Annotated in this window: 25 protein-coding genes and 1 tRNA gene; 11 read left to right on the forward strand and 15 right to left on the reverse strand. The window is 69.5% G+C overall.

Annotation, left to right across the window (positions count from 1 at the left end):
- Positions 1–48 precede the first annotated feature (48 nt).
- From CJ226_RS17135 to CJ226_RS17145, 3 genes are all read right to left on the reverse strand, one after another.
- Positions 49–1,419: a hypothetical protein gene (locus tag CJ226_RS17135; RefSeq protein WP_054683699.1), complete on the reverse strand. Its 1,371-nt coding sequence runs from the start codon at positions 1,417–1,419 to the stop codon at positions 49–51.
- Between the two features lie 389 nt (positions 1,420–1,808).
- Entirely contained in the window at positions 1,809–2,138 is a 330-nt protein-coding gene (locus CJ226_RS17140; protein WP_054683702.1) for a helix-turn-helix transcriptional regulator, read from the reverse strand.
- A gap of 3 nt (positions 2,139–2,141) precedes the next feature.
- A complete protein-coding gene (locus tag CJ226_RS17145; protein ID WP_102209907.1) occupies positions 2,142–3,221 on the reverse strand; it encodes a tyrosine-type recombinase/integrase in 1,080 nt (359 codons plus the stop codon).
- 662 nt (positions 3,222–3,883) lie between these two features.
- Between CJ226_RS17145 and CJ226_RS17150 the strand changes: the two genes are divergently transcribed.
- The 6 genes from CJ226_RS17150 (at position 3,884) to CJ226_RS17175 (ending at position 9,020) form a co-directional block, all read left to right on the forward strand.
- A complete protein-coding gene (locus tag CJ226_RS17150) occupies positions 3,884–4,240 on the forward strand; it encodes a DUF4145 domain-containing protein (protein ID WP_257996728.1) in 357 nt (118 codons plus the stop codon).
- A gap of 402 nt (positions 4,241–4,642) precedes the next feature.
- Positions 4,643–5,155: a hypothetical protein gene (locus CJ226_RS17155; RefSeq protein WP_028851319.1), complete on the forward strand. Its 513-nt coding sequence runs from the start codon at positions 4,643–4,645 to the stop codon at positions 5,153–5,155.
- 53 nt (positions 5,156–5,208) lie between these two features.
- Positions 5,209–6,930 (forward strand): type IV secretory system conjugative DNA transfer family protein, encoded by a 1,722-nt coding sequence (locus CJ226_RS17160; RefSeq protein ID WP_102209929.1) that lies wholly within the window; start codon positions 5,209–5,211, stop codon positions 6,928–6,930.
- Positions 6,931–7,010: 80 nt separating this feature from the next.
- Positions 7,011–7,598 (forward strand): hypothetical protein, encoded by a 588-nt coding sequence (locus tag CJ226_RS17165; protein WP_026529680.1) that lies wholly within the window; start codon positions 7,011–7,013, stop codon positions 7,596–7,598.
- A complete protein-coding gene (locus tag CJ226_RS17170; protein WP_026529681.1) occupies positions 7,595–7,807 on the forward strand; it encodes an AlpA family transcriptional regulator in 213 nt (70 codons plus the stop codon). The genes CJ226_RS17165 and CJ226_RS17170 overlap by 4 nt, the downstream gene beginning before the upstream one ends.
- Positions 7,791–9,020 (forward strand): site-specific integrase, encoded by a 1,230-nt coding sequence (locus CJ226_RS17175; protein ID WP_026529682.1) that lies wholly within the window; start codon positions 7,791–7,793, stop codon positions 9,018–9,020. The genes CJ226_RS17170 and CJ226_RS17175 overlap by 17 nt, the downstream gene beginning before the upstream one ends.
- Positions 9,021–9,227: 207 nt before the next feature.
- On the opposite strand, the gene CJ226_RS17180 is transcribed toward CJ226_RS17175, so the two are convergent.
- Positions 9,228–9,301: transfer RNA gene (locus CJ226_RS17180), tRNA-Pro, on the reverse strand.
- Positions 9,302–9,501: 200 nt separating this feature from the next.
- Here CJ226_RS17180 and CJ226_RS17185 point away from each other — a divergent pair.
- The 5 genes from CJ226_RS17185 to CJ226_RS17205 all read left to right on the forward strand — a co-directional run bounded on the left by CJ226_RS17185 (position 9,502) and on the right by CJ226_RS17205 (position 13,170).
- Entirely contained in the window at positions 9,502–10,110 is a 609-nt protein-coding gene (locus tag CJ226_RS17185; RefSeq protein WP_102209909.1) for a GNAT family N-acetyltransferase, read from the forward strand.
- The gene (locus CJ226_RS17190; protein ID WP_062764595.1) at positions 10,107–10,562 is read left to right on the forward strand and encodes a hypothetical protein; all 456 of its coding nucleotides are present in this window, start codon (positions 10,107–10,109) and stop codon (positions 10,560–10,562) included. Before CJ226_RS17185 ends, CJ226_RS17190 begins: the two co-directional genes overlap by 4 nt.
- 62 nt (positions 10,563–10,624) lie before the next feature.
- Positions 10,625–11,293, forward strand: a complete 669-nt coding sequence (locus CJ226_RS17195) for a lysoplasmalogenase family protein (protein WP_102209910.1) — start codon at positions 10,625–10,627, stop codon at positions 11,291–11,293.
- Positions 11,293–11,667: an RNA-binding S4 domain-containing protein gene (locus CJ226_RS17200; protein ID WP_025105136.1), complete on the forward strand. Its 375-nt coding sequence runs from the start codon at positions 11,293–11,295 to the stop codon at positions 11,665–11,667. Before CJ226_RS17195 ends, CJ226_RS17200 begins: the two co-directional genes overlap by 1 nt.
- Before the next feature lie 39 nt (positions 11,668–11,706).
- Positions 11,707–13,170: an HNH endonuclease signature motif containing protein gene (locus CJ226_RS17205; RefSeq protein WP_102209911.1), complete on the forward strand. Its 1,464-nt coding sequence runs from the start codon at positions 11,707–11,709 to the stop codon at positions 13,168–13,170.
- Between the two features lie 371 nt (positions 13,171–13,541).
- Here the strand turns inward: CJ226_RS17205 and CJ226_RS17210 are convergent, their stop codons facing one another.
- From CJ226_RS17210 to CJ226_RS17260, 11 genes are all read right to left on the reverse strand, one after another.
- On the reverse strand, positions 13,542–14,489 hold the full coding sequence (locus CJ226_RS17210; protein WP_102209912.1) for an NUDIX domain-containing protein: 948 nt from the start codon (positions 14,487–14,489) through the stop codon (positions 13,542–13,544).
- 62 nt (positions 14,490–14,551) lie between these two features.
- Positions 14,552–16,072, reverse strand: coding sequence for a ribosome biogenesis GTPase Der (gene der, locus CJ226_RS17215; protein WP_025105139.1), 1,521 nt, complete (start codon positions 16,070–16,072; stop codon positions 14,552–14,554).
- Positions 16,065–16,763 carry a (d)CMP kinase gene (cmk, locus tag CJ226_RS17220; RefSeq protein WP_102209913.1) on the reverse strand — a complete coding sequence of 233 codons (699 nt, stop codon included), beginning with the start codon at positions 16,761–16,763 and terminating at the stop codon, positions 16,065–16,067. Before cmk ends, der begins: the two co-directional genes overlap by 8 nt.
- The gene (locus CJ226_RS17225; protein ID WP_062633889.1) at positions 16,756–17,892 is read right to left on the reverse strand and encodes a prephenate dehydrogenase; all 1,137 of its coding nucleotides are present in this window, start codon (positions 17,890–17,892) and stop codon (positions 16,756–16,758) included. The genes cmk and CJ226_RS17225 overlap by 8 nt, the downstream gene beginning before the upstream one ends.
- Positions 17,889–18,710, reverse strand: coding sequence for a pseudouridine synthase (locus CJ226_RS17230; RefSeq protein ID WP_102209914.1), 822 nt, complete (start codon positions 18,708–18,710; stop codon positions 17,889–17,891). The genes CJ226_RS17225 and CJ226_RS17230 overlap by 4 nt, the downstream gene beginning before the upstream one ends.
- Entirely contained in the window at positions 18,707–19,330 is a 624-nt protein-coding gene (scpB, locus tag CJ226_RS17235; RefSeq protein ID WP_257996726.1) for an SMC-Scp complex subunit ScpB, read from the reverse strand. Before scpB ends, CJ226_RS17230 begins: the two co-directional genes overlap by 4 nt.
- A complete protein-coding gene (locus tag CJ226_RS17240; RefSeq protein WP_102209915.1) occupies positions 19,320–20,192 on the reverse strand; it encodes a ScpA family protein in 873 nt (290 codons plus the stop codon). Before CJ226_RS17240 ends, scpB begins: the two co-directional genes overlap by 11 nt.
- Positions 20,176–21,009, reverse strand: a complete 834-nt coding sequence (locus CJ226_RS17245; RefSeq protein ID WP_164498181.1) for a ParA family protein — start codon at positions 21,007–21,009, stop codon at positions 20,176–20,178. The genes CJ226_RS17240 and CJ226_RS17245 overlap by 17 nt, the downstream gene beginning before the upstream one ends.
- A 160-nt stretch (positions 21,010–21,169) precedes the next feature.
- Positions 21,170–22,072: a site-specific tyrosine recombinase XerD gene (xerD, locus tag CJ226_RS17250; protein WP_102209916.1), complete on the reverse strand. Its 903-nt coding sequence runs from the start codon at positions 22,070–22,072 to the stop codon at positions 21,170–21,172.
- A gap of 2 nt (positions 22,073–22,074) precedes the next feature.
- Positions 22,075–22,671, reverse strand: a complete 597-nt coding sequence (locus CJ226_RS17255) for an NUDIX hydrolase (protein WP_102209917.1) — start codon at positions 22,669–22,671, stop codon at positions 22,075–22,077.
- On the reverse strand, positions 22,664–24,358 hold the full coding sequence (locus tag CJ226_RS17260; RefSeq protein WP_102209918.1) for a CTP synthase: 1,695 nt from the start codon (positions 24,356–24,358) through the stop codon (positions 22,664–22,666). The genes CJ226_RS17255 and CJ226_RS17260 overlap by 8 nt, the downstream gene beginning before the upstream one ends.
- Between the last annotated feature and the right edge of the window lie 18 nt (positions 24,359–24,376).

Genomic DNA, 24,376 nt, shown 5'->3' on the forward strand with positions numbered 1-24,376 from the left:
CAAGCGGCAAGTCGGGTAGGTGCGTTCGGGAGGTTGTTCGCCGAGTGTTCACCCGGCGGAGTCGCCGCCGTCATCTACAGGACGGTCGACTCGGGCGGGATGCGCATAGCGGAGGGCGGTGTCGATGCCGATGCCGAACAGGTCGCAGATGCGTCGCACATCGCCGCCGGTCTGTTCGACCTCGTAGAGGATGCGGTCAGTGCGCAGCGCCTGAGCGGTGACTCCGGCCTTCTTCCAGGGGAAGTTCCGGCCCGGTGGCGACAGGCGCGGCGCGGTCTGGATCGTGACGAGCAGGTACGGGTTCTTCGTCTCGGGCCAACGCGTGGCGCGATGGTCGAGCCAGGCGGCCAGGCGCACCCGCACGGGTTCGGCGAGCGGGATCGTACGGCCGTCGGGCATGCGGAGTCTGCCGTCGATGATATCGGTGAGCTGGACGTGCTGCACCTGTTGTGTGGTGAGGGCGTGGAAAGCGACGAGGGCGACGGCCAGAGCGATTGCGGGGTCAGGGCTGGTGAGCGCGTCACGGATCGCGGACTTCTCCATCGGGAGCGGGATCGTGCGTTTGGGGCCGCGCAGCGGAATCGGTTTCGTCGGGTCGGCGAAGACGATCTTGCGGCCGCGCAGGATCGTGAACAGGGTGCGGAAGCCGAGCATCATCGTGTGCTGGCGGCTCGGATCATCCGGGAGCGCGTCGAGGATGTCTTCAGTGCTGATCCCGGTCAGGCTGGTGCGGCCTTCCTCGACCCAGCGGGTGATCGCGGGGAGGATGCCGTACATCTGCCCTTTCACGGTCATCGTGTCGCGGGGTTGACGGCGCGGCGTGGTCTTCGATCCGTCGGCCATGATGTCGCGCCAGAGTTCGAGCTGGGAGCGCATCGGCTCGGGCAGATGCCTGGTCTTACGGTCGAAGAGCTGCTCGAACGTCGGCACTCGGTCGTCGATGAGGAGGTCGGCGTCGCCCAGGACTTCGATCGTGGAGCGGATGTTGCCGTCATCGTCGTAGCGGCGCATCGCGAGAATGTCGGAAGCACGGAAGTGCAGATTCGCGCCGGGGAACACGAGCTGGAGAATCTTCAACGTGCGCCGCACCTGGTTCGTCTGCCGTTTGCTCCACGCATACTCGGCGGCGCGGGCGTACAGGAAGTGATCGGTGCGGGAGGTGATGTCGCGCCGCCGGATCTCGTTCGAGCGCTGCCGCACCCGTTCCGGGTCGGGATCCAGATCGAACAGCACCGGCTGGGTGCTCTCGGCGACCGGCGGCGGCGCGGCGACGAGCCGGATCGCTTCGCGCAGGCTCATCGCCATCGGCCGGTGCTTCTCGGCAGGCCTGCGGGGATCGTTCATCACGGCGAAGAACAGTTGCGCCCCGAACTTTCGCGGTGCGTCGAGGTCGAGCGGTTCGCCGAGTACTTGCAGCATCCGGGCGGTCTCCAGGCAGAGGCGGCAGTAGCCCTGCTCACCGATGGTGACGTCGCGATGGCACGAGACGCATTCGCCTTGCGGGTAGTGCTTGAACCACCAGCGGCACTTCGGGCACCGCCAGTTGCGATTCCGGTAGACGCCCCAGGCCAGGCAATCACGACAGGACCCTATGAAGCCGGGACTTCCCGGATGGCAATGCGCGCACAATCCTTGGCTGTAGTACTCGCTCGATCCGCATCTGCGGCATAGCGGCGGAGCGAAGGGGCCGCCGGGGATGCAGTCGTAGCAGTAGTCGACGCGAGGCTGGAGCCACGCGGCCGGTTTCACGCCGCACCCCGTGCAGGGCAGCGGCGGGCTCAGCGGCCCGTTCGGACCGCGTGCCGGACTCATAGCGGCGGGGCGGGCCGGTCATCCTTCGCGCCCAACCGTGGCGTCACTCGCGGTGTCGAACCGTTGGCCTCGCTGTGCTGCTCGAGCCGTCGCGTGCGCGCGCTGACCTTTTCCGGTTCGGGCACGAGGAGGTCTGTCGGCTGGCAGTCCAGGACGTGGCAGATCACGTCGAGATCATCGAGGCGGATCGTCGTCGGAGTGCCCGTCCACAGCCCCGACATCTTGCCCTGGCTCATCTCCAACCCAGCGGCGGCGAGCATGCGCCGCAACTCCGCAGACTTCCAGATGCCGCGCTCAGCGGCCTGGACTCTCAGGTTCCACTTCATCAGTCACGCCATCCCTTCGAATCGTTCCTCAACGCTCTTGTTCGCGTGCGCCCACGCATCCTCGATGTGCTGGCTCGAGACGTGGATGTACTGCGTCGTCGTCGACAGCCACTGATGCCCGAGCAGTTCTTGGAGGGCTTTCAAGTCCATACCCGCCAGATACAGCGACGACGCGCAATAGTGCCGCAGCACGTGCGGAGTCAGATCACCCGACCACGCAGGCAGAAACCGCTCGGTCGCACGCACCAGCCCGCGCCGGAGCACATCGTCGCTGGCCCTCCCCGTGCGGCCGAGCTCATGATCGAACCGTTCCGACGGGATCAGCGGCGCATCCGGGTCATCCCAATCCGGGCCGAACCTGTGCCGCACGTCGCCGAGCCACCAATCCATGAGCTTGTCGGCACCGTTGATCGCGGGAACCAGGCGCTGCTTCGAGCCGCGCCCGCGCGAGCCTTTCCCAAATCGGACATGCAGTTTCCCGAGCGTGCCGAGATCGGGCCGCCAGTCGCGAAGATCGAGTTTCGTGCTCTCCGTGATCCGCAGCCCGACTCGCCGCCACAACGACGCCGCGAAGTAGTTCCGCGCCGCCGGGAGAAATCGCCGCTCATCCTGCAACGAAGCCGCCCAGCCGCCGAAGAGTCGGTCGACCTCCGCGTCCGAGGGCGGGACGCGGACTTTGCCGAGCGACGAACCCGATTGCCGGTTGTACTCATCGATGGGCTGCTCGATCACCCACCCGGTAAGCGCGTTGATGTCGGCCTGATACCGACTGATCGCAAAGTCGAAGAACTGGGCGATCACGCCCGCTTTGCCCGCACGCGTCGAAGCCGCAAGACCCGCTCGGCGAAGCCCGGCAAGAAACGCGTCCGCGTCGGCGGGCTTGACCTGCCACAGCGGGATATTCACGTGCGAACGGAGCTCGAAGATCGCTGTTCGTGAGTGCGAGATGTAAGCGTCGCTGAGCCCAGCTGCGGCCATCGCGAGCGCGTACTGGTCGATGATCTCCTGCTCAAAGTCCGCAGCATCTTCCTCGGACCGCCACCCGCGAGCGGTCCCGATACTCCGAACGACAGCGAGGCTCATCAGCCCGCTACTTCAGCAATCCTGACCATGCATCAAGAATACGCCCGAATCGTCAGGAATCGTGATGGTTTGTCAGGAATCTTGATCCGGCGTGGCTTCGTTGATACAGCGGGCAGGACGCACCTGAATCACATGGAAGCAACTCACGAAGACGCGGGAATAGAGACAAAAGGCTAGAGCCGTCGCCCGCGATCGATTCCCGTTCTACGCCTGTCCGCATAGCGTCCCGCTTACGCTGGAAGCATGGCTGTGGACCCCGCACTTTCCGAGCTCGCTCGCCCGATTGAGGACGGACAGCCGTGGCCGCGGCCTGCGTGCCCCAAGTGCCAGACCGGATACATCGGATTCTCAGCGCCCACCGAGGATGAAGGACACGATTCAGCTTCCGCGCGCAACCACCCTGCGTTCGAGCCGGAGTGGATTTCCGGCACGTTTGTCGTCCGCGGTCAGTGCGAGAATCCCGAGTGTCGACAGGCTGTGCACGGCACGGCGACTATCGCGTGGACTACTCCCACAGGTCGAACCGCGATGATTTCGAGTACCAAGGCATCGCCTATTCCTCGTACTACACTGTGACGCACCTGCATCCGCCGATGCTGATAATGCCGATCCCGAGATAGGCACCCGACGAAGTAAGAGAGGGTGTGCTGCGCGCTTCTCGCGTGCTTTTCGCTGATCCTGGTGTGGCCGCAACTGCGCTGCGTGCCACGGTGGAACGGTTCTTGACTTCAGAAGGAATCTCTGCAACTCGACCATCTGGGCAATTTCGGAACGCGCACGAACGTATCAAAGAGTGGCGTGATACTGACCCAGACCGTCCAGCGGTGGCCGATCTCTTCTTCGCCGTCAAATGGCTCGGAAACGTCGGAACCCACGAGGACTCGGACTTAACCACTATGGAGGTGCTGGACGGAGCCAGAGTGCTCGACGAGGCGTTCCACCGACTCTTCACTGGCCCGGATATCGATGCCCAAGCACGAACCATAAACGCGGCCAAGGGGCCATCGCGGCAACCTTGAGCAACGATGGCCAAACCAGGGCTAAGTGACTCAACCTCTGAGTCTGTAGACCGTCTCACCCGTGTTGACATCGACCACACGGCCGTCATCGCGCACGCGAAACCGTGTCTCGCCGGAACTGGCATCCACCACTCTGCCGTCGTCGCGGACACGGAATGATGTCTCCCCAGTGTGCGCGTCAACCATCCGGTTGCCGCGCACGCGAAACCGTGTTATCACCCGAACTCGCACTGACCGCCCGGCGGCCGTCCCAAGTTTCATCACTCATACGAAGAGCCTGCCAGAGACGTCCGACATTCCTCCGTACGCGGCAGAGGTTCGACCTGCACGGCTCGTACGTGCGCGCGGACGCCCAGGAGCGCCACGCATGCTCTCATGGCGGCGTTGGCTCACCTCGACGCTATGAGGAAGCCCGAGCCTGAGCCCGTCCCGGTGTCCATTCCGCTCGTCGTGCTCGATGTGCGCGAGGACGGCACCGTGACCGTCACCGTCGACGGGAAACGGTTGGACCCTGACCCTTTCGCGCCGCCGTGGCGGCGCTCCTCGTTCGGGCAGATCATCGACCGCGCCACGAACGACCGGACGACACCGGCGAGGGTCGAGGTCCGCGAAGCGGACGGCACGACGTTCACCGACATCGTCGCCGCCCGCCGCCGGCGTTCCCGCCCCGAGCCCGAACCGGAACCGGCGGCGCAGGCCGGGCCGGTGTTTCACACCGTCGAGGGCAAGGGGTTCGTTCCGGGCGAGGACGTGGCGGTCGCAGTCGTCACCGGGCACACCGACGCCGCCCACTCCGGCACCGCGCGCGCCCTCATCGACCCAGCCGGGAACGGCGCCGACCGGACCGGCGAGGTCATCGAGGTCATCCTGTTCGGCCGGGTCTCCGGCACCACGATCATCCGGCGAGTGCCGTGAACGAGCAGGGCCGGCAGACCGGCTCGTTCGGGGACGAGCTGACCAACGCCGCGATGATCGGGCTGGTCGTCCTGTTTGGCGTCGCGCTGATCCTGCGCGCCGCGGGATCGGTGGCCGCGTTCCTGACCGGCACGCCCCAGCCGGCCGGCGATCCCGCTTCCGGGGTCGGTGTGCTGTTCCGCCCTGGTGATCCCGGCGCGGCGCTCGACGCGGACGGCCTGAACCCGGTCGTCTACTGGATCGTCGCCGGGCTGCTGCTCGCCGGCCTCGTGACCGGCGGGCTATGGGCGTGGCTGCGGTTGCGCCGCCACACCCACCGGATCGAGACCGACCCGCGCCGCATGGCCGGGATCGCCACACGGCACGAAGTCGCCGCCGCTGCGTCTGAGAAGGCGCTGCTGCGCCGCGCGGGAAACCTGCGCCCCGGCCTGGCTGACCCGAAGCCGGCGGACGTGGGCTACCGGCTCGGCACCTCCAAGCGCACCGGCGTGTGGGCGTCGGTCGAGGACTCGATCATGGTGATCGGGCCGCCCCGCTCCGGGAAGGGCCTGCATCTGGTGATCCCGGCGATCCTCGACGCGCCCGGCGCCGTCGTCGTCACCTCGACCAGGCCGGACAACCTCACCGCGACCATGCGCGCCCGTCGCAGGATCGGCCCCGTCGCGATCTTCGACCCGCAACACTTGGCCGAGGGTCTGCCCGCCGGTCTGCGCTGGTCACCGATCCGGGGCTGCGAGTCGCCGCAGACGGCGATGATCCGCGCCACCGGGCTCGCCGCCGGCACCGGCCTGTCCGCAGGCGGCGTCGACGGCGGAGGCTTCTGGGAGGGCAAGACACGGGCCGCGCTCCAAGCCCTGCTGCACGCGGCAGCGATCGACCATCGGCCGCCCGCCGAGCTGTTCAGGTGGACTCTCGATCCGACCGCGGCCGCTGACGCGGTGGCGATCCTGACCGGCTCCACGCAGGCTGCGACCGGGTGGGCCGAGTCTCTGGAAGCGATGATCGACTCCGACCCCCGCACCCGCGACTCGATCTGGCAGGGCGTCTCCTTGGCTCTCGGCTCCCTCGCGGACCCGCGCGTGCTCGACGCCGTATCGCCCGGCCCCGGTGAGGGCTTCGATCCCGAAGCGTTCATCCGCGACCGCGGCACGTTGTTCCTGCTGGCAACCGGGTCCGGTGCGGGAGCCAGCGCCGCGCTGGTCGCCGCGCTCGTGGAAGACCTCATCGAGACCGCCCGCCGCCTGGCCGCACGGTCGGCCGGTGCCCGGCTCGATCCGCCGATGCTGCTGACCTTGGATGAGATAGCCAACCTCTCGCCGTTGCCGTCGCTGCCGACGCTGATGGCCGAAGGCGGCGGGTCGGGGATCACGACCATGCCGGTGCTCCAATCGCTCGCGCAGGCGCGGGACAAGTGGAACGAGCACCAGGCGAACGCGATCTGGGACGCCTCGATCGTCAAGGTCATCCTCGGCGGGGCTTCCAACAGCCGGGACCTGCAAGACCTGAGCGCCTTGGTCGGCGAACGCGACGAATACACCGACTCCGTGACGCTGGGCGACCACGGCACCCGCTCCAACCAGCGGTCCGTGCGCCGGGTGCCGATCTTCCCGCCCGACCGCATCCGCCGGCTCCCGTTCGGGACCGGGATCGTGCTGCTGCGCTCCGCGGCCCCGATCGTCACCGACCTGCACCCCTGGCCCAAGCGTCCCGACGCCGGCCAGCTCGCCGCCGACCGTGCCGAGATCGAAGCCCTGCTCCGTCGTTCCGGCACCTGAACGCCGGTCGCGGCACGGAGCACCTGCCCGCCACAACGGCCCGGCACGAACCGGCGCCGGAGAGCAGACAGGAGCCCAGCATGTCCGACGAACCCGGTGGCGACGCCACGACGAACGATGTTCCCGACTCGGATGTGGACCAGATGGACGACGACGGCTACGACGAGCCGCTGATCGCCGAGCCGCCGCACCCGATCAACTGGAACCTGCTGAGTGCCGAGGACGCCGAGGCCGAGTGGTTGGAGCTCAACCGCTGGGTGGACTGGCTACGCCACACCTACGGGCTCCCCGCCTCCGTGATCCCGCCCGCCTGGCACATGCACCCGGAGCTGCTGTGGGAGCTGAGCGCGCTGCACCTTCACTGGCTCTGCGCCTACGACCCGGACCAGAACGGCAGCGCACCGCTCGGCTGGCACCGCGACTTCGCCGACGCCCGCCAGCGGCTCCGCGAATGGGTCGCCGCCTGCGGCACCCGGCTCGACCACGACCGTCCCACCCGGCAGACTGTCTGGCCCGGCGAGGAACCCGGCGACCCGATCGAGGACATCCCGATCACCGACCGCGACGCCGAGTTCGTGGAGTTCGTCATGGCCGACGTCCAGGCCCGCCGCGAGGCAGAGGAAGCGTTCTACCGCGACCTCGACCCGGACACCGGAGAAGTGTCGTGAGCGACAAGACCGAGGCACTCGTCTCGCCCCTGCTGGACAGCCGTGAGGTCGCCGCGTACTTGAAGGTCTCGGAGTCCACCCTGTCGCGGTGGCGCTCGGCCGGCACGGGGCCGCCGTTCCTGCGGCTTGGCGGGATCGCCCGGTACCGGCTCGACGCCGTGGACCGCTGGCTGAGCGAGCTGGAACACGACCGTGCCCCGCAGAGCTGAACCGCAGCCGACCGCCGAGCCCAAGCCGGTCCCGCCGATCGGCGTGAAGGTCTCCACAGACATGGAGCGCCGCTCCTACGGCATCCGCGCCCGAGCCCGGTGGACCGACCCGACCACCAAGCGGCGTGTCATCCGCTCGGAAATCGTGCGAGACGAAGCGGCCGCGCACGCGTTCTTCGACCAGCTCCGCAACTCATCGACCAAGGGCATGGACGTGTCCATGACGCTGCTGGAGTTCGTCACCTCCATCGGCGACCGGTGGGCGCGGGGCCTGGACCCGACCTCCACCGGCGAGACCTACGGGTACGGGCTGAAACTGCGCGTGCTGCCCGCGCTCGGGCACCTGCCGGTCACCCAGATCACCGCCGGGATCATCGACCGCACCATTGATGAGTGGGAGCAGCGTCACGGCGCGTCGACCATCAAGAACACCATCGCCCCGCTCGTGCGGGTGCTCGATGAGGCCGTGCGGGACGGGCTGATCCAGATCAATCCTGCGAAGAACCGCGCCAAGCGGAGCCTGAACCGCAACGCCTTCCGCGGCCAGTCCGCCGAACACACCTCCCCACGGGCGCACGCAATCCCGGACATGAAGACCCTCAACCGCCTCGCCAGGGCGTGCGGCAAGGTGCATCAGTCCTACAGCGACTTCGTGATGCTCGCCGCGCTACTCGCCGCACGGTCCTCGGAGGTCTCCGGGTTGCAGGTCGGGGACGTGGACTACGGCAAGAACCTCGTCGTGATCCGCCGGCAGGTTTTCCCCGGCAAAGGCGGCCTGGTTACAAAACCGACCAAGAGCCGCAAAGAACGCCGCGTGCCGATCCTCGAACCACTCCGGCCAGTGCTCGAACGCCTCACCGACGGGAAGGAGCCCGAGGACTCGTTGCTGGTCGGCCCGAAGGGCGGCTATCTCACCACCGCGACCGTCCGCGACGCCACCAACTGGGACGGCATCGTCGCGAAGCTCGGACTGCCCGACCTCACCCGGCACGGCCTACGCCACACCGGGGCAACCTGGATGGCCGACGCGGGCATCCCGCTGCACGTACTGCAAGACATCCTCGGGCACGCCTCGATGGAGACCACGCGCGGCTATCTCCACCCCGACGACCGCCACCTAGCCTCCGCCGCCGAGCAGGCCAACGCCTTCCTCTCCACCGCCGGACAACGCAAGAACGCCCGGCGCAGCAGCCCCGCGACCAGGGGCCTGTGATGCGCTCCGACGCCCGCGGGAGTGCTCCCGGAAGCGTTCTGGTCCCCTTTTGGTCCCCTTATCCACAGGACGCGGGTTCTGGGCGATCAGTTCGTCCACAGGCGACCACCGGCGAGAGCGCCGGGGGACCAGAGGGGGACCACAGAGAACGACCCCCGGACATGATGAAGCCCAGGCGAGAAACCTACTCTCACCTGGGCTTTTACGTCGGGCTGACAGGATTTGAACCTGCGACCCCCTGACCCCCAGTCAGGTGCGCTACCAAGCTGCGCCACAGCCCGTGGCATGGATTTTCAGTTGTTCGGGCCGACCAGAGCGGGGTAAACCCACTTAACCCCCAGTCAAGTGCGCTACCAAGCTGCGCCACAGCCCGTTGTTCTGCACTCTCGCGCAGGCAACTCCCCTATCTTAGCCGCACCGGAGGCCCTCTCGCGAACCGAGCCGTTGCGGGGTGTAGGACGCTGCTTGTACCGTCGCCTGCATGTCGACGATCACGACCGCGCTGGCAACGACCGCCCGCTGGGATGACGTGCAGCACGCGCTCACCGGCGGCGGCGATGGGGCGAGCTGCCAGTGCATCTGGCCGGTGCTGCCGAACAAGGACTGGAATCAGACGACCACGCCTCAGCGCACGCAGATGTTCCGCGCCGAGATCGACGAGGGTCCCCCTCCGGGACTGGTCGCATACGTCGACGGCGAGGCCGCGGGCTGGATCCGTATCGGACCCCGCACCCGTCAGGCCCGGATCCCCCGCACCCGCATGATCGCCGCATCGAGCACCGAGCCGTTCGACGACGAATCCGTGTGGGCGGTCACCTGCTTCGTCGTCCGCAGGGAGCATCGGGGCACCGGGCTCAACGCCGAACTGCTCGACGCCGCGATCGCCTTCGCGCGAGAGTCGGGCGCCCGCCTCATCGAGGGGTATCCCGTCGACACCCGTGGCGAGAAGCAGCGCGCGAACGATCTGTACCACGGTACGCTCCGAACGTTCCTGCGCGCGGGTTTCACGGAGAAGGCGGTGATGAAGCCGGGGCGCGTGCTCGTCGCCCTGGACATCGCGCCGAGCGGGACCGATAGCGTGAAGGGATGAGCGACGCGAACTCCTCCCTCGACGATCCCGACCTCGGACCGCTCCACCGGGCGACCTCCGAGCTCGACGACGGCTCCGTCCTCACCCACGACTGGTTCGTCGGCAGCGTCGAGGTCGACGGCCGCACCTACGAGCTGATGGTCGAGGGCGCGTCGCCAGACGAGGTCGCTCCACTGCTCCCCCGGCTGCGTGCGGTCATCGCCGGCCTCCCGGGCCTCCGCCGCGTCGCATCGGATGCTGTGGTTACGACCTTCAGCACCGGCGCCCCCGACCCCAGTGAGCTCGACGAGGCGGCGGACGACCTGGACCTCGAGACCATCGAGGCCTCCGGTGACGGCACCGTCGTCCTCCACTTCACCGACTCCTGCGGCGAGCACTTCCCGGAGGGCTACTGGCCCGCCGTGCACCTCGATGCCGCGGGCGCTGTGGCGACGGTCACCGTCGAGTCCTGAGTCGGATCGGTCCGATCGACCGCCTTCGGGACGACATACCCCTCCGGTCATACGATGGAGGGATGCAGCGCCGCACCCTTCCTCCCGCGATCGTGTGGGCGCTCGTCCCCTACGCCGCGGTCTCCGCCCTGCACGTCCTGCTTCTCGCGCTGGACCACGATCTCGCGGCTCCGACGAAGCTGCTGCTCATGCCGCTGCTCGCGGTACCGGTCCTGGTGGCGGCGCGACGGATCCACCCACCCGTGACGGTGGCCCTGCTCCTCGTCGCCCTGCTCTTCTCCTGGCTGGGGGACGGCGCGGGCGCGCTGTTCCCCGCGGCACCCGAGCTTCCGCTCATGCTCGCCTTCTTCGGCCTCGCGCACATCGCCTACATCGTCCTCTTCGCCCGCCACCTCGCGCGTCGCCGGCTGCCGTGGTGGACCGCGATCTACGCCGTCTGGTGGCTCGCGATGATCCTCGTCCTCGGCCCGCACACGGGGCCGCTCCTCGTCGGCGTCGCGCTGTATGGCCTGCTCCTCGCGGCCACCGCGGCGTTCGCTGCGCGATGCCATCCGCTCGTCGCGACGGGTGGGGCGCTCTTCCTGGCGAGTGACACGATCCTCGCTTTCCGACTCTTCCTGCCCGACGCGCTCCCGGCCTGGAGCAGCCCCGCCGTGATGCTTACCTACACGCTCGGCCAGGGGCTGATCGTCGCCGGCGCCCTCGTCTCCCTGCAGCGGAAGGAACCCTGATGGTCGACAGTGCGCGGGTGGACAGCTGGCTCTGGGCGGTGCGCGTCTACAAGACCCGGTCAGCGGCGACCACCGCATGCCGTGCGGGGCATGTGCGCGTCAACGGCGACAAGGCGAAGGCTGCACAGGCGGTTCGCGTGGGCGATGAGCTCCGCATCCGCATCGCGGGCTTCGATCGGATCCTGATCGTGCGCCAGATCCTCGTCAAGCGCGTCGGCGCACCGCTGGCCGCCCTCGCCTACGAGGACCGGACGCCGGAACGCGAGCCGCAGGCAGCCCTCGGCGTCCGGGACCGCGGCGCCGGACGACCAACGAAGCGGGAGCGTCGGGACATCGACCGCCTCCGCGGACGAGGCGATATACAACACGACTGAACCCTTCCGTGATTCGAACATACGTTCTAAAATCGAGGTATGACGAACCAGCCGACCGCACCCCTCGACCTGGAGGAGCGGAGGCGCGTGCGAGACGCCTGGACGGCGACCCGTCGACGCATCGCAGCGCTGGAGGCAGAGGCTGCGGAGCTGCTGGTGGCGCAGATCGCTTTCCATGACGAAGACGTGGCCGCGGCCCCGCACCACCGTGATGCCATCCACCGCTCGATGGTCGCCGAGTACGCCACGGCGGCGCGTCTTTCCACCGGCACCATGGAGTTCGCGTTCGCCGATGCTCTCGCCCTGAGCACGGCACTCCCCCGCGTGCGAGAGGCCTTCCACACGGGTGCCCTGAGCTCCACACACGTCCGGGAGGTCGCACGGGCGAGCGCCGTGGTGGCCGAGGCCATCCGCAACCGCGTCGTCGCGCCAGAGACGATGGCCCTGTTCGAGACGGCGGTGCTCGTCGTCGCCGAAGCCGAGACCGCGGCGCGCACGCGGGTACATGCCCGCCGCGTCGCCTCCGCCCTCGTCGGCGAGACGATCACGGAGCGACACCGCCGCGCCGCGGACGAGCGCTGCATCACGGTGCGATCGGTCGACGACGGCCTCGCGGTCCTGACGGCCGTACTCCCGGAATGGGCGGCGGTGGCGATCGCCGACCGGCTGAATCAGCTCACGCGCACGGTGATCCGGGGGCGTGATGCGGGTCCCGCGCGTGATGCGGGGACTGCGCGTGATGCGGCATCGGGGTCGGACGAAGCGACGCCGCGTCTGGCACCTGCGCACCACGAAGTGCTGACCGCCGACCGCTTCGCGACGGATCGCCCGTGCGGCGAGACTCGGTCGGACCCGACGATCTCCAGCGTCGACGGCGACACCTACGCACTCGACCCCGAGGCGGAATCGCTCCCCGCAGACACCCGCACCTGGAGCCAGGTGCAGGCCGACCTTCTGACCGATTTGCTCCTCACCGCCGATCCGAACACCGTCGAGGGCGGCGGCCTCGTCGGCGTGCGCGGCCGCCTGCAGGTGACCGTGGCGGCGACGACTCTCGCGGGGCTCGACGACCGTCCGGCCGAACTGGACGGACACGGCGCTCTGCACCCGGACATCGCGCGAGCTCTGGCCGGTCGCGACGGGGGCTGGACGCGGTTGTTCCTCGATCTGCACGGGCAGGTCATCGAAACGGACGCCTACAGCCCGACCGAGAGCATGCGCCGGTTGCTCCGGGCCCGGGATCAGCACTGCCGGTTCCCCGGGTGCCGACAGCCGGTACACCGTTGCGACATCGACCACACCTGGGATCACGCGAAAGGCGGCCCGACTCGGGTCGACAACCTCGCGCACCTCTGCCGCGGACACCACGTGCTGAAACACCCCGATATCCCGGAGCCTCAGCGCTGGACGGTACGGCAGCGACCCGGTGGGGTCCTCGAATGGCGAAGTCCCCTCGGCGCCGTCCACACCGATCACGCCCCACGTCGGGTCGCCTTCGCCTGAAGCGCGCCGCCATCACGACGACCGGTCCTTCGAGCGCGGCGGCGCAGGCCACGTCGATCCGCGCCAGGCCAGACCACGTCGTGCCGCGGCACGCCACGTCAGACCACGTCGATCCAAGCCGCGTCGAGCGACGTCGATCCAAGCCGCGTCGAGCGACGTCGATCCGGGCCGCGTCGAGCGACGTCGATCCGCGCCGTCGGACCACGTCGTGCCACACCACATCAGACCACGTCGTGCCACGCCACGTCAGACCACGGCGCGCAGCCTCAGACCACACGCCATGCCAGACCACGCCACGCCGCGCCACGCCACGCCACGCCACGCCACCGTACGAGTATCGGGACCCGCAGAGCGGGGCACCGCGTCTCGCTCTAGGCGTCGAGCAGACGAAGGAGCCAGCCGCTCGAGCGCACCTGCGCCCCGGCGGCCTCGACGCGGGACTGCAGCTCGCGGTCACTAGTCACCGCGAGAACCGGCGACGCGCTCGCGACCCGGCGTTCGACCTCGGCCACGATCGCGTCGTCACCGGCGCCCTCCGCACGCACGACGTCCAGGGCCGAGCCCGCGACTCCGGCTTCTGCGGCCGCCGCATCTGCCGGCGATCCCCCCGCAGCGGCCTCCGCGATGTCCCGCGCGCGACCTTCCACGACGAGCGAGACCTCCGGAAACCAGGCGTCCCCCGCGAGGCCGAGGTCGTCCGCGGGCACGGCCAGCCCGGTCAGACGATCGCGCAGTCGTGCCGCAGCTCCGGCGCGATCCTTCCACCAGCCGTCCGGGACCGAGCCCACGACGTTGGCGGCGTCGACCACGACCACCGGGTGCGCCGAGAGCTGAGCCCGCAGCATCGGCCACGCCGCACCGAAGCCGGGGTGCAGGGGCAGCCCGTCCACGTCCTCGACGGGCACCCACGACAGCGCGACGCTCTCGGGGTCGCTGATCACGGGGTCGAACGGCGTCCGGACATCGGCGACGACGGTGGTGTACGACCAGATGCCGAGGTCGAGCACGCTCGTGAAGCGCGGCCGCACCGCACCATCCGGCACTCCCGCCTCCTCCTGCGCCTCCCGCACGGCGCCCACGATGGCCGCCTCGCCCTCGTGCAGCGCGCCGCCGGGCAGGCCCCAGGTGCCGCCGAAGTGGCTCCACGCCACGCGATGCTGCAGCAGGATGCCGCGCTCCGGGTCGACGGCGAGGAGACCAGCCGCACCGAAGCGCCCCCAGTACCGCTCCCCGGTGTCCGCGACCACCCAGGCATCGCCGGGATCGCGCGGCCCCTCGGGGCGACGCGGTTCACCGGCGGCGGGAGGTACGGCAGTCACCCCCTCAGCTTTTCACAGCATCGGGGCTCCGGCGCCACCGCCGCGACATGCGCGGCAACGAGTCAGCGCTGGCGACGCTCCCGCACACGCATGTTGATGACGATCGGCGTGCCCTCGAACGGGTAGAGCTCGCGCAGGCGGCGCTGGATGAACCGGCGGTAGCCCGGGTCGAGGAAACCGGTCGTGAACAGCACGAACGTCGGCGGACGGGTCGAGGCCTGCGTCCCGAAGAGGATGCGCGGCTGCTTCCCGCCGCGCACCGGGTGCGGGTGCTCGGCGACGAGCTCGGCGAGGAACGCGTTGAACTTGCCGGTCGGGATGCGGCGGTCCCAGTTCTCCAGCGCCATCTCGAGCGCGGGGACGAGCTTGTCGAGGTGACGACCGGTCTTCGCCGAGATGTTGACCCGCGGGGCCCAGGCCACATGGGCGAGGTCCTGCTCGATCTCGCGCTCCAGGTAGCGGCGGCGGTCGGCGTTCTCCAGGTCGTCGTCGTTGAGGCGATCCCACTTGTTGAACGCCAGGACGAGCGCGCGACCCGACTCGAGCACGAGGTCGATGATCCGAACGTCCTGCTCGCTGATCGACTCCGACACGTCGAGGACGACGATGGCGACCTCGGCCTTCTCCAGCGCGGCCGACGTGCGCAGCGACGCATAGAAGTCGGCGCCCTGCGCCATGTGCACGCGGCGACGGATACCGGCCGTGTCGACGAGGCGCCACATCTTGCCGCCGAGCTCGACGACCTCGTCCACGGGGTCGCGCGTCGTGCCGGCGAGATCGTTGACGACCACACGCTCCTCCCCCGCGGCCTTGTTCAGCAGCGAGGACTTGCCGACGTTCGGGCGTCCGAGGATCGCGACGCGGCGCGGACCGCCGATCTCCTGCTTCGCCACCGCGGAGATCTCCGGCAGCTTCGTCAGTACGGCGTCGAGGAGGTCGGCGACACCTCGACCGTGGATCGCGGAGACCGGGTGCGGCTCCCCGAGACCCAGGTTCCACAGGGCGGCCGCCTCCGGCTCCTGACGCGCGTCGTCGATCTTGTTGGCGACGAGGAAGACGGGCTTGCCGCTCTTGCGCAGCAGCTTCACGACGTGCTCGTCGGTCGAGGTGGCGCCCACCATGGCGTCCACGACGAACAGCACGACATCGGAGAGGTCGATCGCGACCTCGGCCTGCGCCGCGACCGAACGGTCGATGCCGCGAGCATCGGGCTCCCAGCCGCCGGTGTCGACGACCGTGAAGCGGCGGTCATTCCACTCGGCCTTGTACGTGACGCGGTCGCGGGTGACACCGGGGGTGTCCTCCACGACGGCCTCGCGACGGCCGAGGATCCGGTTCACGAGCGCGGACTTGCCCACGTTCGGCCGCCCGACGATCGCCACCACGGGGAGCGCAGGCAGGAACTCGATACCATCCTCGCCCAGCGCCACGCCGGCGAGGAGCGCGGCGTCCTCGTCGTCGAGTTCGTAGTCGGCGAGCCCGGCGCGCAGGGTCTCCGCGCGCTGCTCGGCCAGCTGGTCATCGATCTGCTCGAGCTTCTCGGCGAGCTGGTCGGGACCGCCTTCGTATTCGTCGTCAGCCACGGTCTGCTCCTCGGAGTCGTTCGATCACCGAAAGGACGGCGTCGATGGTCTGGGGGAAATCGAGTGCGGTCGAGTCGACGACCTCCACGCCGTCCGCGGCGTTGAGGAAGTCGACGACGGCACTGTCGGAGGCGTCGCGCTTGTGCAGGGCCTCCGCCACGGCGGCGGCGTTCTCGCCCGCGAGCTCACCCGCGCGACGGGCGGCCCGCACCTCCGGGGCCGCGGTCAGCAGGATGCGCACGGGCGCATCCGGTGCCACGACGGTCGTGATGTCGCGTCCTTCGACGACGACGGCCGGGTACGGCGCCTCGGCGACCAGCGCCCGGAAGAGCTCGTTGACCTGGGTGCGCACCTCCGGCACGCGGGCCACGCCGCTCACGGCACCGGACACGCGCGGTTCGCGGATCGCCTCCGTCACGTCGACGTCGCCGACGCGCACCGTGCGGTCGTCCGGGTCGAGCCCGAGGCGGACGGGGAAGTCGGCTGCCGCGGCGCGCACGGCCTCAGCGTCGTCGGTGTCTGCACCGCGATCGAGCACATGCCAGGCGAGTGCCCGGTAGGCCGACCCGGTGTCGAGGTAGCCGAAGCCCTCGCGACGCGCGATCGCCTTGGAGACGCTCGACTTCCCGGACCCGGCGGGCCCGTCGATCGCGATGAACTTCGTCGCGGAGATGGTGGAGGTGTCAGTCATTGGTGTTCCCTGCGATGCGCCAGCCGCGTTCCTGGAGCCCGGTGATCGCGCCGTGCAGCGCCGCGGGGTCGACACTGATCTCGGCGAGGCCGAACTGCGCGCCCGGAGAGTGCTCCAGGCGCAGGTCCTCGACGTTGACGCCCAGCTCGCCGAGCTCGCCGAACAGGCGACCCAGCTGACCGGCGGTGTCGTCGACCATGACGACCAGTGTCTCGAAGCGTCGGTTCTGCCCGTGCTTGCCGGGCAGACGCTCGACGCCGTCGTTGCCCTGGCGAATGGTCTCCGCGAGCACGCGTCGGGCTCCCGGGGCCCCGGGAGCGCGTAGCGCGTCGGCGACCTCGCTCAGGTCGGTCGCGAGCGCGTCGAGGATCTCGACGACGGGACCGGCGTTGGCCCCGAGGATCTGCACCCACAGTTCCGGAGCAGACGCGGCGATGCGCGTGGTGTCCCGCACGCCCTGCCCGGCCAGGCGGAGGGCGCCCTCCTCGGCCCCGGCCAGACGACCGGCGAGGAGGCTCGCGACGACCTGCGGCACGTGCGAGGTGAGGGCGACGGAGCGGTCGTGCTCCTCCGGGGTCATCTCCAGCGGCATCGCGCCGACGTCGAGGGCCAGTGCCTCGACCAGCGCGAGGTCGCGCGCGGTGGTGTCCTCGTCGCGGCACACGACCCACGGCCGCCCGATGAAGAGATCGGCTCTCGCCGAGATCGCCCCACCGCGCTCGCGACCGGCGAGCGGGTGCGAGCCGATGTAGCGGGCGAGGTTCACGCCCCGCTCACGGAGCGTGCGGAACGGCTCCAGCTTCACGCTCGCGACATCGGTCACGACGGCGTCGGGGTACCGCTCGAGCTCGGCCTGGATCACGTCGGCGGTCACGTCCGGCGGCACGGCCACGACGACGAGCACCGGGGCGTCGTCATCCTGCGGAAGGCGTCCGGCGCCGTAGTCGACGGCGAGGCGCAGCTGCGCAGGGGACGCGTCGGTGAGGACGACGTCGATGCCCTTCGCACGGAGGGCGTGGCCGACGCTGGCACCGAGCAGCCCGGCGCCGACGATGCGCACGGTGCCGGACAGACGCGGCGCCACGGCACCGGTCTTCCGCGCCGCGGGCGCACTCGTCGTCTGGGTCATTCGCTCTCCTGCTCGCCTGGCGCCTCGGCGACACCGGATTCCCGGCGCGCGAGGGTCAACAGCGCGCCGAGTTCGATTTTACTCAGTTCCCGCGTCCGACCGGCCGGGAGGGTTCCCAGGTGCAGCGGACCGAACTGACGCCGCACGAGTTCCGTGACCGGATGGCCGACCGCCGCCATCATGCGGCGCACGATCCGATTGCGTCCGGAGTGCAGCGTGAGCTCGACGAGGCTCGAGCCGCGCGACTTGGCCTGCACTGAGCCTGTCGAAGTGTCCAGCAGGCGAGCCTTGTCGGCGGCGATGGGCCCGTCCTCCAGCTCGATGCCCTTCGTGAGCTTCGAGATGGTCTGCGCCGTCACGCTCCCCTCGACCTTCGCGATGTAAACCTTGGTGACGCCGAAGGAGGGGTGCGCGAGGACGTGCGCGAGTTCGCCGTCGTTTGTGAGCAGCAGCAGACCGCTGGTCTCGGCGTCCAGGCGGCCGACGTTGTACAGCCGCTCGTCGTAGTCCTTTGTGAAGCGCCGGAGGTCAGGACGGCCGCTCTCATCGCGCATGCTGCTGACCACGCCGGTCGGCTTGTTCAGCATCACGTAGCGCTTGGACACGTCGAGCTGCACCGCGGTGCCGTCGACGTCGACCAGGTCGCGTTCCGGGTCGATGCGGCGACCGAGTTCGGTGACCGTCTGGCCGTTCACGCGGATGCGTCCCTCGACGATGTACTGCTCGACGACGCGTCGAGAGGCGACGCCGGCGGCCGCCAGCACCTTCTGCAGTCGCACGCCTTCGGGAGCGGCGGAATCGTGGGTGTCGGTGGTCATCGGACCGTCCCTTCGTCGAAGCCGTCGGCGCCGTCGTCGAGGAGCGGCGAGATCGGCGGAAGCTCATCCAGAGAGTTGATGCCGAGATGCTGGAGGAGTGCATCGGTCGTGCCGTAGTTGATCGCGCCGGTCTCGGAATCGGCGAACAGTTCGGTGATCAGCCCCCGCGCGAGGAGGGTGCGGACCACGGAGTCGACGTTGACCGCGCGGATCGAGGCCACCTGGCTCCGGGTCACCGGCTGCTTGTACGCGATCACCGCGAGCGTCTCCAGCGCCGCCTGGGAGAGCCGGGCCGGCGCCTGACCGCCGACGAACTCCGCCACGACCGGATCGAGGTCCTCGCGGACGTAGAGCCGCCATCCACCGCCGACCTCCCGCAGCTCGAAGCCGCGCCGCGGACCCGCGCCTCGACCGTCGTAGTCCTCGACCAGCGACTCGACCGTCTGCCGGACGGCGGGCACCGGCGCGCCGACCGCGGCGGCGAGGGCCACGAGGCCGATCGGCTCGTCGACGATGAAGAGGATCGCCTCCACACGCTCGCTGAGCGGGAGCTCGGAACCCGTCACGGCGTCGGGCTCCTCGGGGAGCTCGGTCTCTGCCGCGGTCACGTCATCGGTCATAGTCGGCCCCCAGGGTCGCGAGTGTCTCGTCCGACCAGGAGTCGGCGGCCCAGCGGAGGGTGAGCTCCCCGAGCGGTTCCAGTTGTTCGAAGGAGAGCGCCGCGTGGCGGTACAGCTCCAGCACCGAGATGAAGCGGGCCACGACGATACCCGGCTCGGTGACGCCGGCGACCAGCTCGCGGAAGCTCAGCGATTCGGTGCCGCGCAGCAGTGTGACGACGATGGCGGCCTGCTCGCGGATGCTGACCAGGGGTGCATGCAGATGGTCGAGGCCGACGTGCGGGATCTCCTTCGGCGCGAAGGCCAGCAGCGCCAGCGCCGCGAAGTCGTCGGGCGTGAGCGACCAGACGAGCTCGGGCGTCTGCTTCCGGTGCTTCTCCTCCAGCGGTACCGCACGCACATGACGGCGGTCCTCCCGCTGCAGGCACCGCGAGAACCACGCGGAGACCTCTTTGAACGCGCGGTACTGCAGGAGACGGGCGAAGAGCAGGTCGCGCGCTTCGAGCAGGGCGACGGCCTCGGCGTCGACGAGCTCGCCCTGCGGCAGCAGGCCCGCCACCTTCATGTCGAGCAGGGTCGCGGCGACGACGAGGAACTCCGACGCCTGGTCGAGCTCCTCCTCGTCCTCCAGGTCGGCGAGGTACGCGATGAACTCGTTGGTGACGGCGCTCAGCGACACCTCGGTGATGTCCATCTCATGCTTCGAGATGAGGTTCAGCAGGAGGTCGAAGGGGCCGTCGAAATTCGACAGCGAGACACGGAACCCCGTGGCGTCGCCGGCGGAGGACGGCTCCGCGGCGTCGATCGCGTCGGCGGGTGCCGGGACCTCAGCGGTACCGAGCTCGTCAGGCGACGGCGCCACGGGCGACCAGCTCCCTGGCCAGCCGCAGGTATGCCTGTGCGGCCGCGTGCTCCGGAGCGAACTCGGTGATCGGGACCCCCGAGACCGACGCGTCCGGGAACTTCACGGTGCGGCCGATCACGGTCTCCAGCACGTCGTCGCCGAACGCCTCCACGACGCGCTCCAGCACCTCGCGCGAGTGCAGCGTGCGCGGGTCGTACATCGTCGCCAGCAGGCCGTCCATCTCGATGGAGGGGTTCAGCCGGTCGCGGACCTTGTCGATGGTCTCGATGAGGAGCGCGACGCCACGGAGCGCGAAGAACTCGCACTCGAGCGGGATGATGACGCCGTGCGCCGCCGTCAGCGCGTTCACGGTCAGCAGACCGAGCGACGGCTGGCAGTCGATGAGGATGACGTCGTACTCCCCCGCCACCTGGCGCAGCACGCGGGCGAGGATCGTCTCGCGGGCGACCTCGTTGACGAGGTGCACCTCCGCGGCGGAGAGGTCGATGTTCGCGGGGAGCACGTCGAGACCGGGCACGTTCGAGTGCACGATCGCGTCGTGCGCGTCGCGCTTCGTGTCGAGCAGGAGGTCGTAGACCGTCGGGACGTCGTGCGTCTGGATGCCGAGACCGGCGGACAGCGCGCCCTGCGGGTCGAAGTCCACGGCGAGCACCTTGCGGCCGTACTCCGCGAGCGCGGCGGCGAGGTTGATGGAGGTGGTCGTCTTGCCGACGCCGCCCTTCTGGTTACAGAGCGCGATGATGCGGGCCGGGCCGTGCGACTTCAGAGGCGCCGGGATCGGGAAGCCCTGGTACGGACGGCCGGTGGGTCCCATGGGGGTGTCGTCGGCCTTCTGCGCCTTCGCCCTGGACTTCGCCACTTTCTCAGCCACCGGTTCTCCTGCTCCTTCGTGCTTGCTCGATTGTAGCCGCCACGCGTTCCCCAGCCGTCCCGGCGCGCGGCGACGGCCCCGGTACGAGGCTCGGCGTGCGCGGTCAGCGCGCCCGGGGATGAGAGGTCGCGTAGATGTCACGGAGAGCATCCACCGACACATGCGTGTAGATCTGCGTGGTCGCGACCGAGGAGTGCCCCAGCAGCTCCTGCACCACCCGCACGTCGGCGCCGCCTTGCAGGAGGTGCGTCGCGAACGAGTGGCGCAGCGTGTGCGGGGAGACCTCGGTCGTGAGCTGTGCGCGCTCCGCGGCGGAACGGATCACCAGCCAGGCGCTCTGTCGCGAGAGCGGGGCACCGCGTGCGCCGAGGAAGAGCCGGGCCGATGCGCGGCCCTTCGCGGCGAGCTCCGGGCGGACCCGGGTGAGGTAGGCGTCGACGGCGGCGCGGGCGTACGACCCCACCGGGACGATGCGCTCCTTCGAGCCCTTGCCCCGCAGGCGCAGCACCTCGCCGTGCGCCATGTCGTCGACGTCGAGCCCGACCGCCTCCGACACCCGGGCGCCCGTGGCGTAGAGGAGCTCCAGGAGCGCCCGGTCGCGTATGCCGAGCGGCTCCTCAGCCGACGGCGCGGCGAGCAGCCGCTCCACCTGGTCGATCGTGAGGGCCTTCGGCAGCCGGCGCGGGGTCTTCGGCGGGCGGAGTCGTCCGGTCGGATCGTCCGCCTCGATGCCCTCACGGGCGAGGAACCGATGCCAGCCGCGCACCGAGGACTGCAGGCGCGCCAGACTCGTCGCGGCCGGCGGCGGCTCCGCCGAGGCGCGGTCGGAGATGAAGCGGTCGACGACGGCGGGCGTGATGTCCGCCGTGTCGTCGATCCCCTCCGCCGTGAGCCAGTCCCGGTAGCCCTCGAGGTCTCGGCGGTAGGCGCCGACCGTGTGCGCGCTCAGGCCGCGCTCGATCGTGACGTGACGCAGATACGCGTCGAGGGCGCGATCGAGCAGCATGCTCAGCTCCGGTCGCGCATCCTCTGCGCGGTCGCCAGTACGCCGAGCGCGAGGATGCCGTTGCGCAAGCGACCCGCCAGAACTCCGGCGACCGCCTCCTCGAGGGGAAGCCAGGCGAGACGAATGTCCGCCTCCTCGTCTTCGCGGGCGTGCGCGGCCGCGGCGGCGGTGAGCCCCGTCGCGAGGAACACCTGGATGAGCTCGTCGTTGCCTCCCGGCGTCGTCCACGACGACACCAGGGGCTCCCAGTGCGCGGCGACGAGGTCGGCCTCCTCCGCGAGCTCGCGACGGGCGGCCGCCAAGGGCTCCTCCCCCGCAATATCGAGGAGGCCGGCCGGCAGCTCCCAGTCGCGGTGGCGGATCGGGTGACGGTACTGCTGGATGAGCAGCACCCGTCCCTCGTCGTCCAGCGCGAGGATCGCGACGGCCCCGGGGTGGGCGACGTACTGTCGCACGATCTCGCCCTCGCCGTAGCGGACCCGGTCGGAGCGCACGTCCCAGACGCGCCCCTCGTAGACGAGGTCGCTGCTCAGGGCCTCCGGCTCGAAGGGCTCGTCGCGCAGCGGCTCCGCGACGGCCGGCGCCTCCGACTCACTCATCGACGGGCACGTCGAACAGCTCGCTCGCGCGGTGGCGGGCGATGGCCGCGCCGACGAGCCCGCGGAACAGCGGGTGCGGGGCGGTCGGACGCGAGCGCAGCTCCGGGTGCGCCTGGGTGGCGATGTAATACGGGTGCACGTCGCGCGGCAGCTCGACGTACTCGACGAGGTCCAGCTCCGGGTTGAGGCCCGAGAACACCAGACCGGCCTCGGACAGGCGATCGCGGTAGGCGTTGTTGACCTCGTAGCGGTGACGGTGACGCTCGGACACCTCGGCGGCGCCGTAGACCTCACGCGCCAGCGAACCCTCCGCGAGAGCCGCCTTGTACAGGCCGAGGCGCATGGTGCCGCCCAGGTCGCCGCCGTCAAGGATCTCGATCTGCTCGGCCATGGTCGCGATGACGGGCTCCGCGGTGTCCGGGTCGAACTCGCTGGACGAGGCTCCGGCGATCCCGGCCACGTCGCGGGCGTACTCGATGACCATGCACTGCAGACCCAGGCAGAGGCCGAGGGTCGGGATACCCTGCTCGCGGGCGAACTTCAGCGCACCCAGCTTGCCCTCGATGCCGCGGATGCCGAAGCCTCCGGGAACGCAGATGCCGTCCAGCTCGGCCAGCTGCTCCTGCGCGCCCTCGGGGGTCTCGCAGAGGTCGGACGGGATCCAGCGGATGTTGACCTTGGTCTCCTGCGCGAAGCCGCCCGCCTTGAGTGCCTCGGTCACCGACAGGTAGGCGTCGGGAAGGTCGATGTACTTGCCGACGAGACCGATCGTGACCTCGTGCTTCGGGTTGTGCACCGCGTGCAGCACCTTGTTCCAGCGCGTCCAGTCGACGTCGGCCGCCTTCTGGTCGAGGCCGAGGCGACGAACGATGTAGGAGTCGAGGCCCTGCTCGTTGAGGGTCGACGGGATGTCGTAGATGCTCGGCAGGTCGACGGTGTTGATGACGCCTTCGACGTCGACGTCGCACATCAGGGCGATCTTGTTGCGGTTGCTCGCGCTCACCGGGCGGTCGCTGCGGAGCACGAGGGCGTCGGGCTGGATGCCGACCTGGCGGAGCGCGGCGACCGAGTGCTGGGTCGGCTTGGTCTTCTGCTCGCCGGACGCGCCCATGAACGGCACGAGCGAGACGTGCACGAAGAACACGCTGTCGCGGCCGAGCTCGTGACGAAGCTGGCGCGCCGACTCGAGGAAGGGCTGCGACTCGATGTCGCCGACCGTGCCGCCGACCTCGGTGATGATCACGTCGGGACGCGGGTCCTCGGTGGCCTGCAGCCGCATGCGGCGCTTGATCTCGTCGGTGATGTGCGGAATGACCTGCACGGTGTCGCCGAGGTACTCGCCGCGACGCTCGCGGGCGATCACCTGCGAGTAGATCTGACCGGTCGTGACGTTGGCCGCCTCGGACAGGTTGATGTCGAGGAAGCGCTCGTAGTGGCCGATGTCGAGGTCGGTCTCCGCACCGTCGTCGGTGACGAACACCTCGCCGTGCTGGAACGGGTTCATGGTGCCCGGATCGACGTTCAGATACGGGTCGAGCTTCTGCATGACCACGCGGAGTCCGCGAGCGGTCAGGAGGTTGCCCAGGCTGGCCGCGGTGAGCCCCTTGCCCAAAGACGAAACGACACCACCGGTCACGAAGATGTGCTTGGTCGTGTCGTTCTTGGGCCCCGCAGAAGAAGAGTTCATCACGGGCTTCTATCCTAA

Source organism: Microbacterium sp. UMB0228 (genome assembly GCF_002871415.1).
GTDB lineage: Bacteria > Actinomycetota > Actinomycetes > Actinomycetales > Microbacteriaceae > Microbacterium.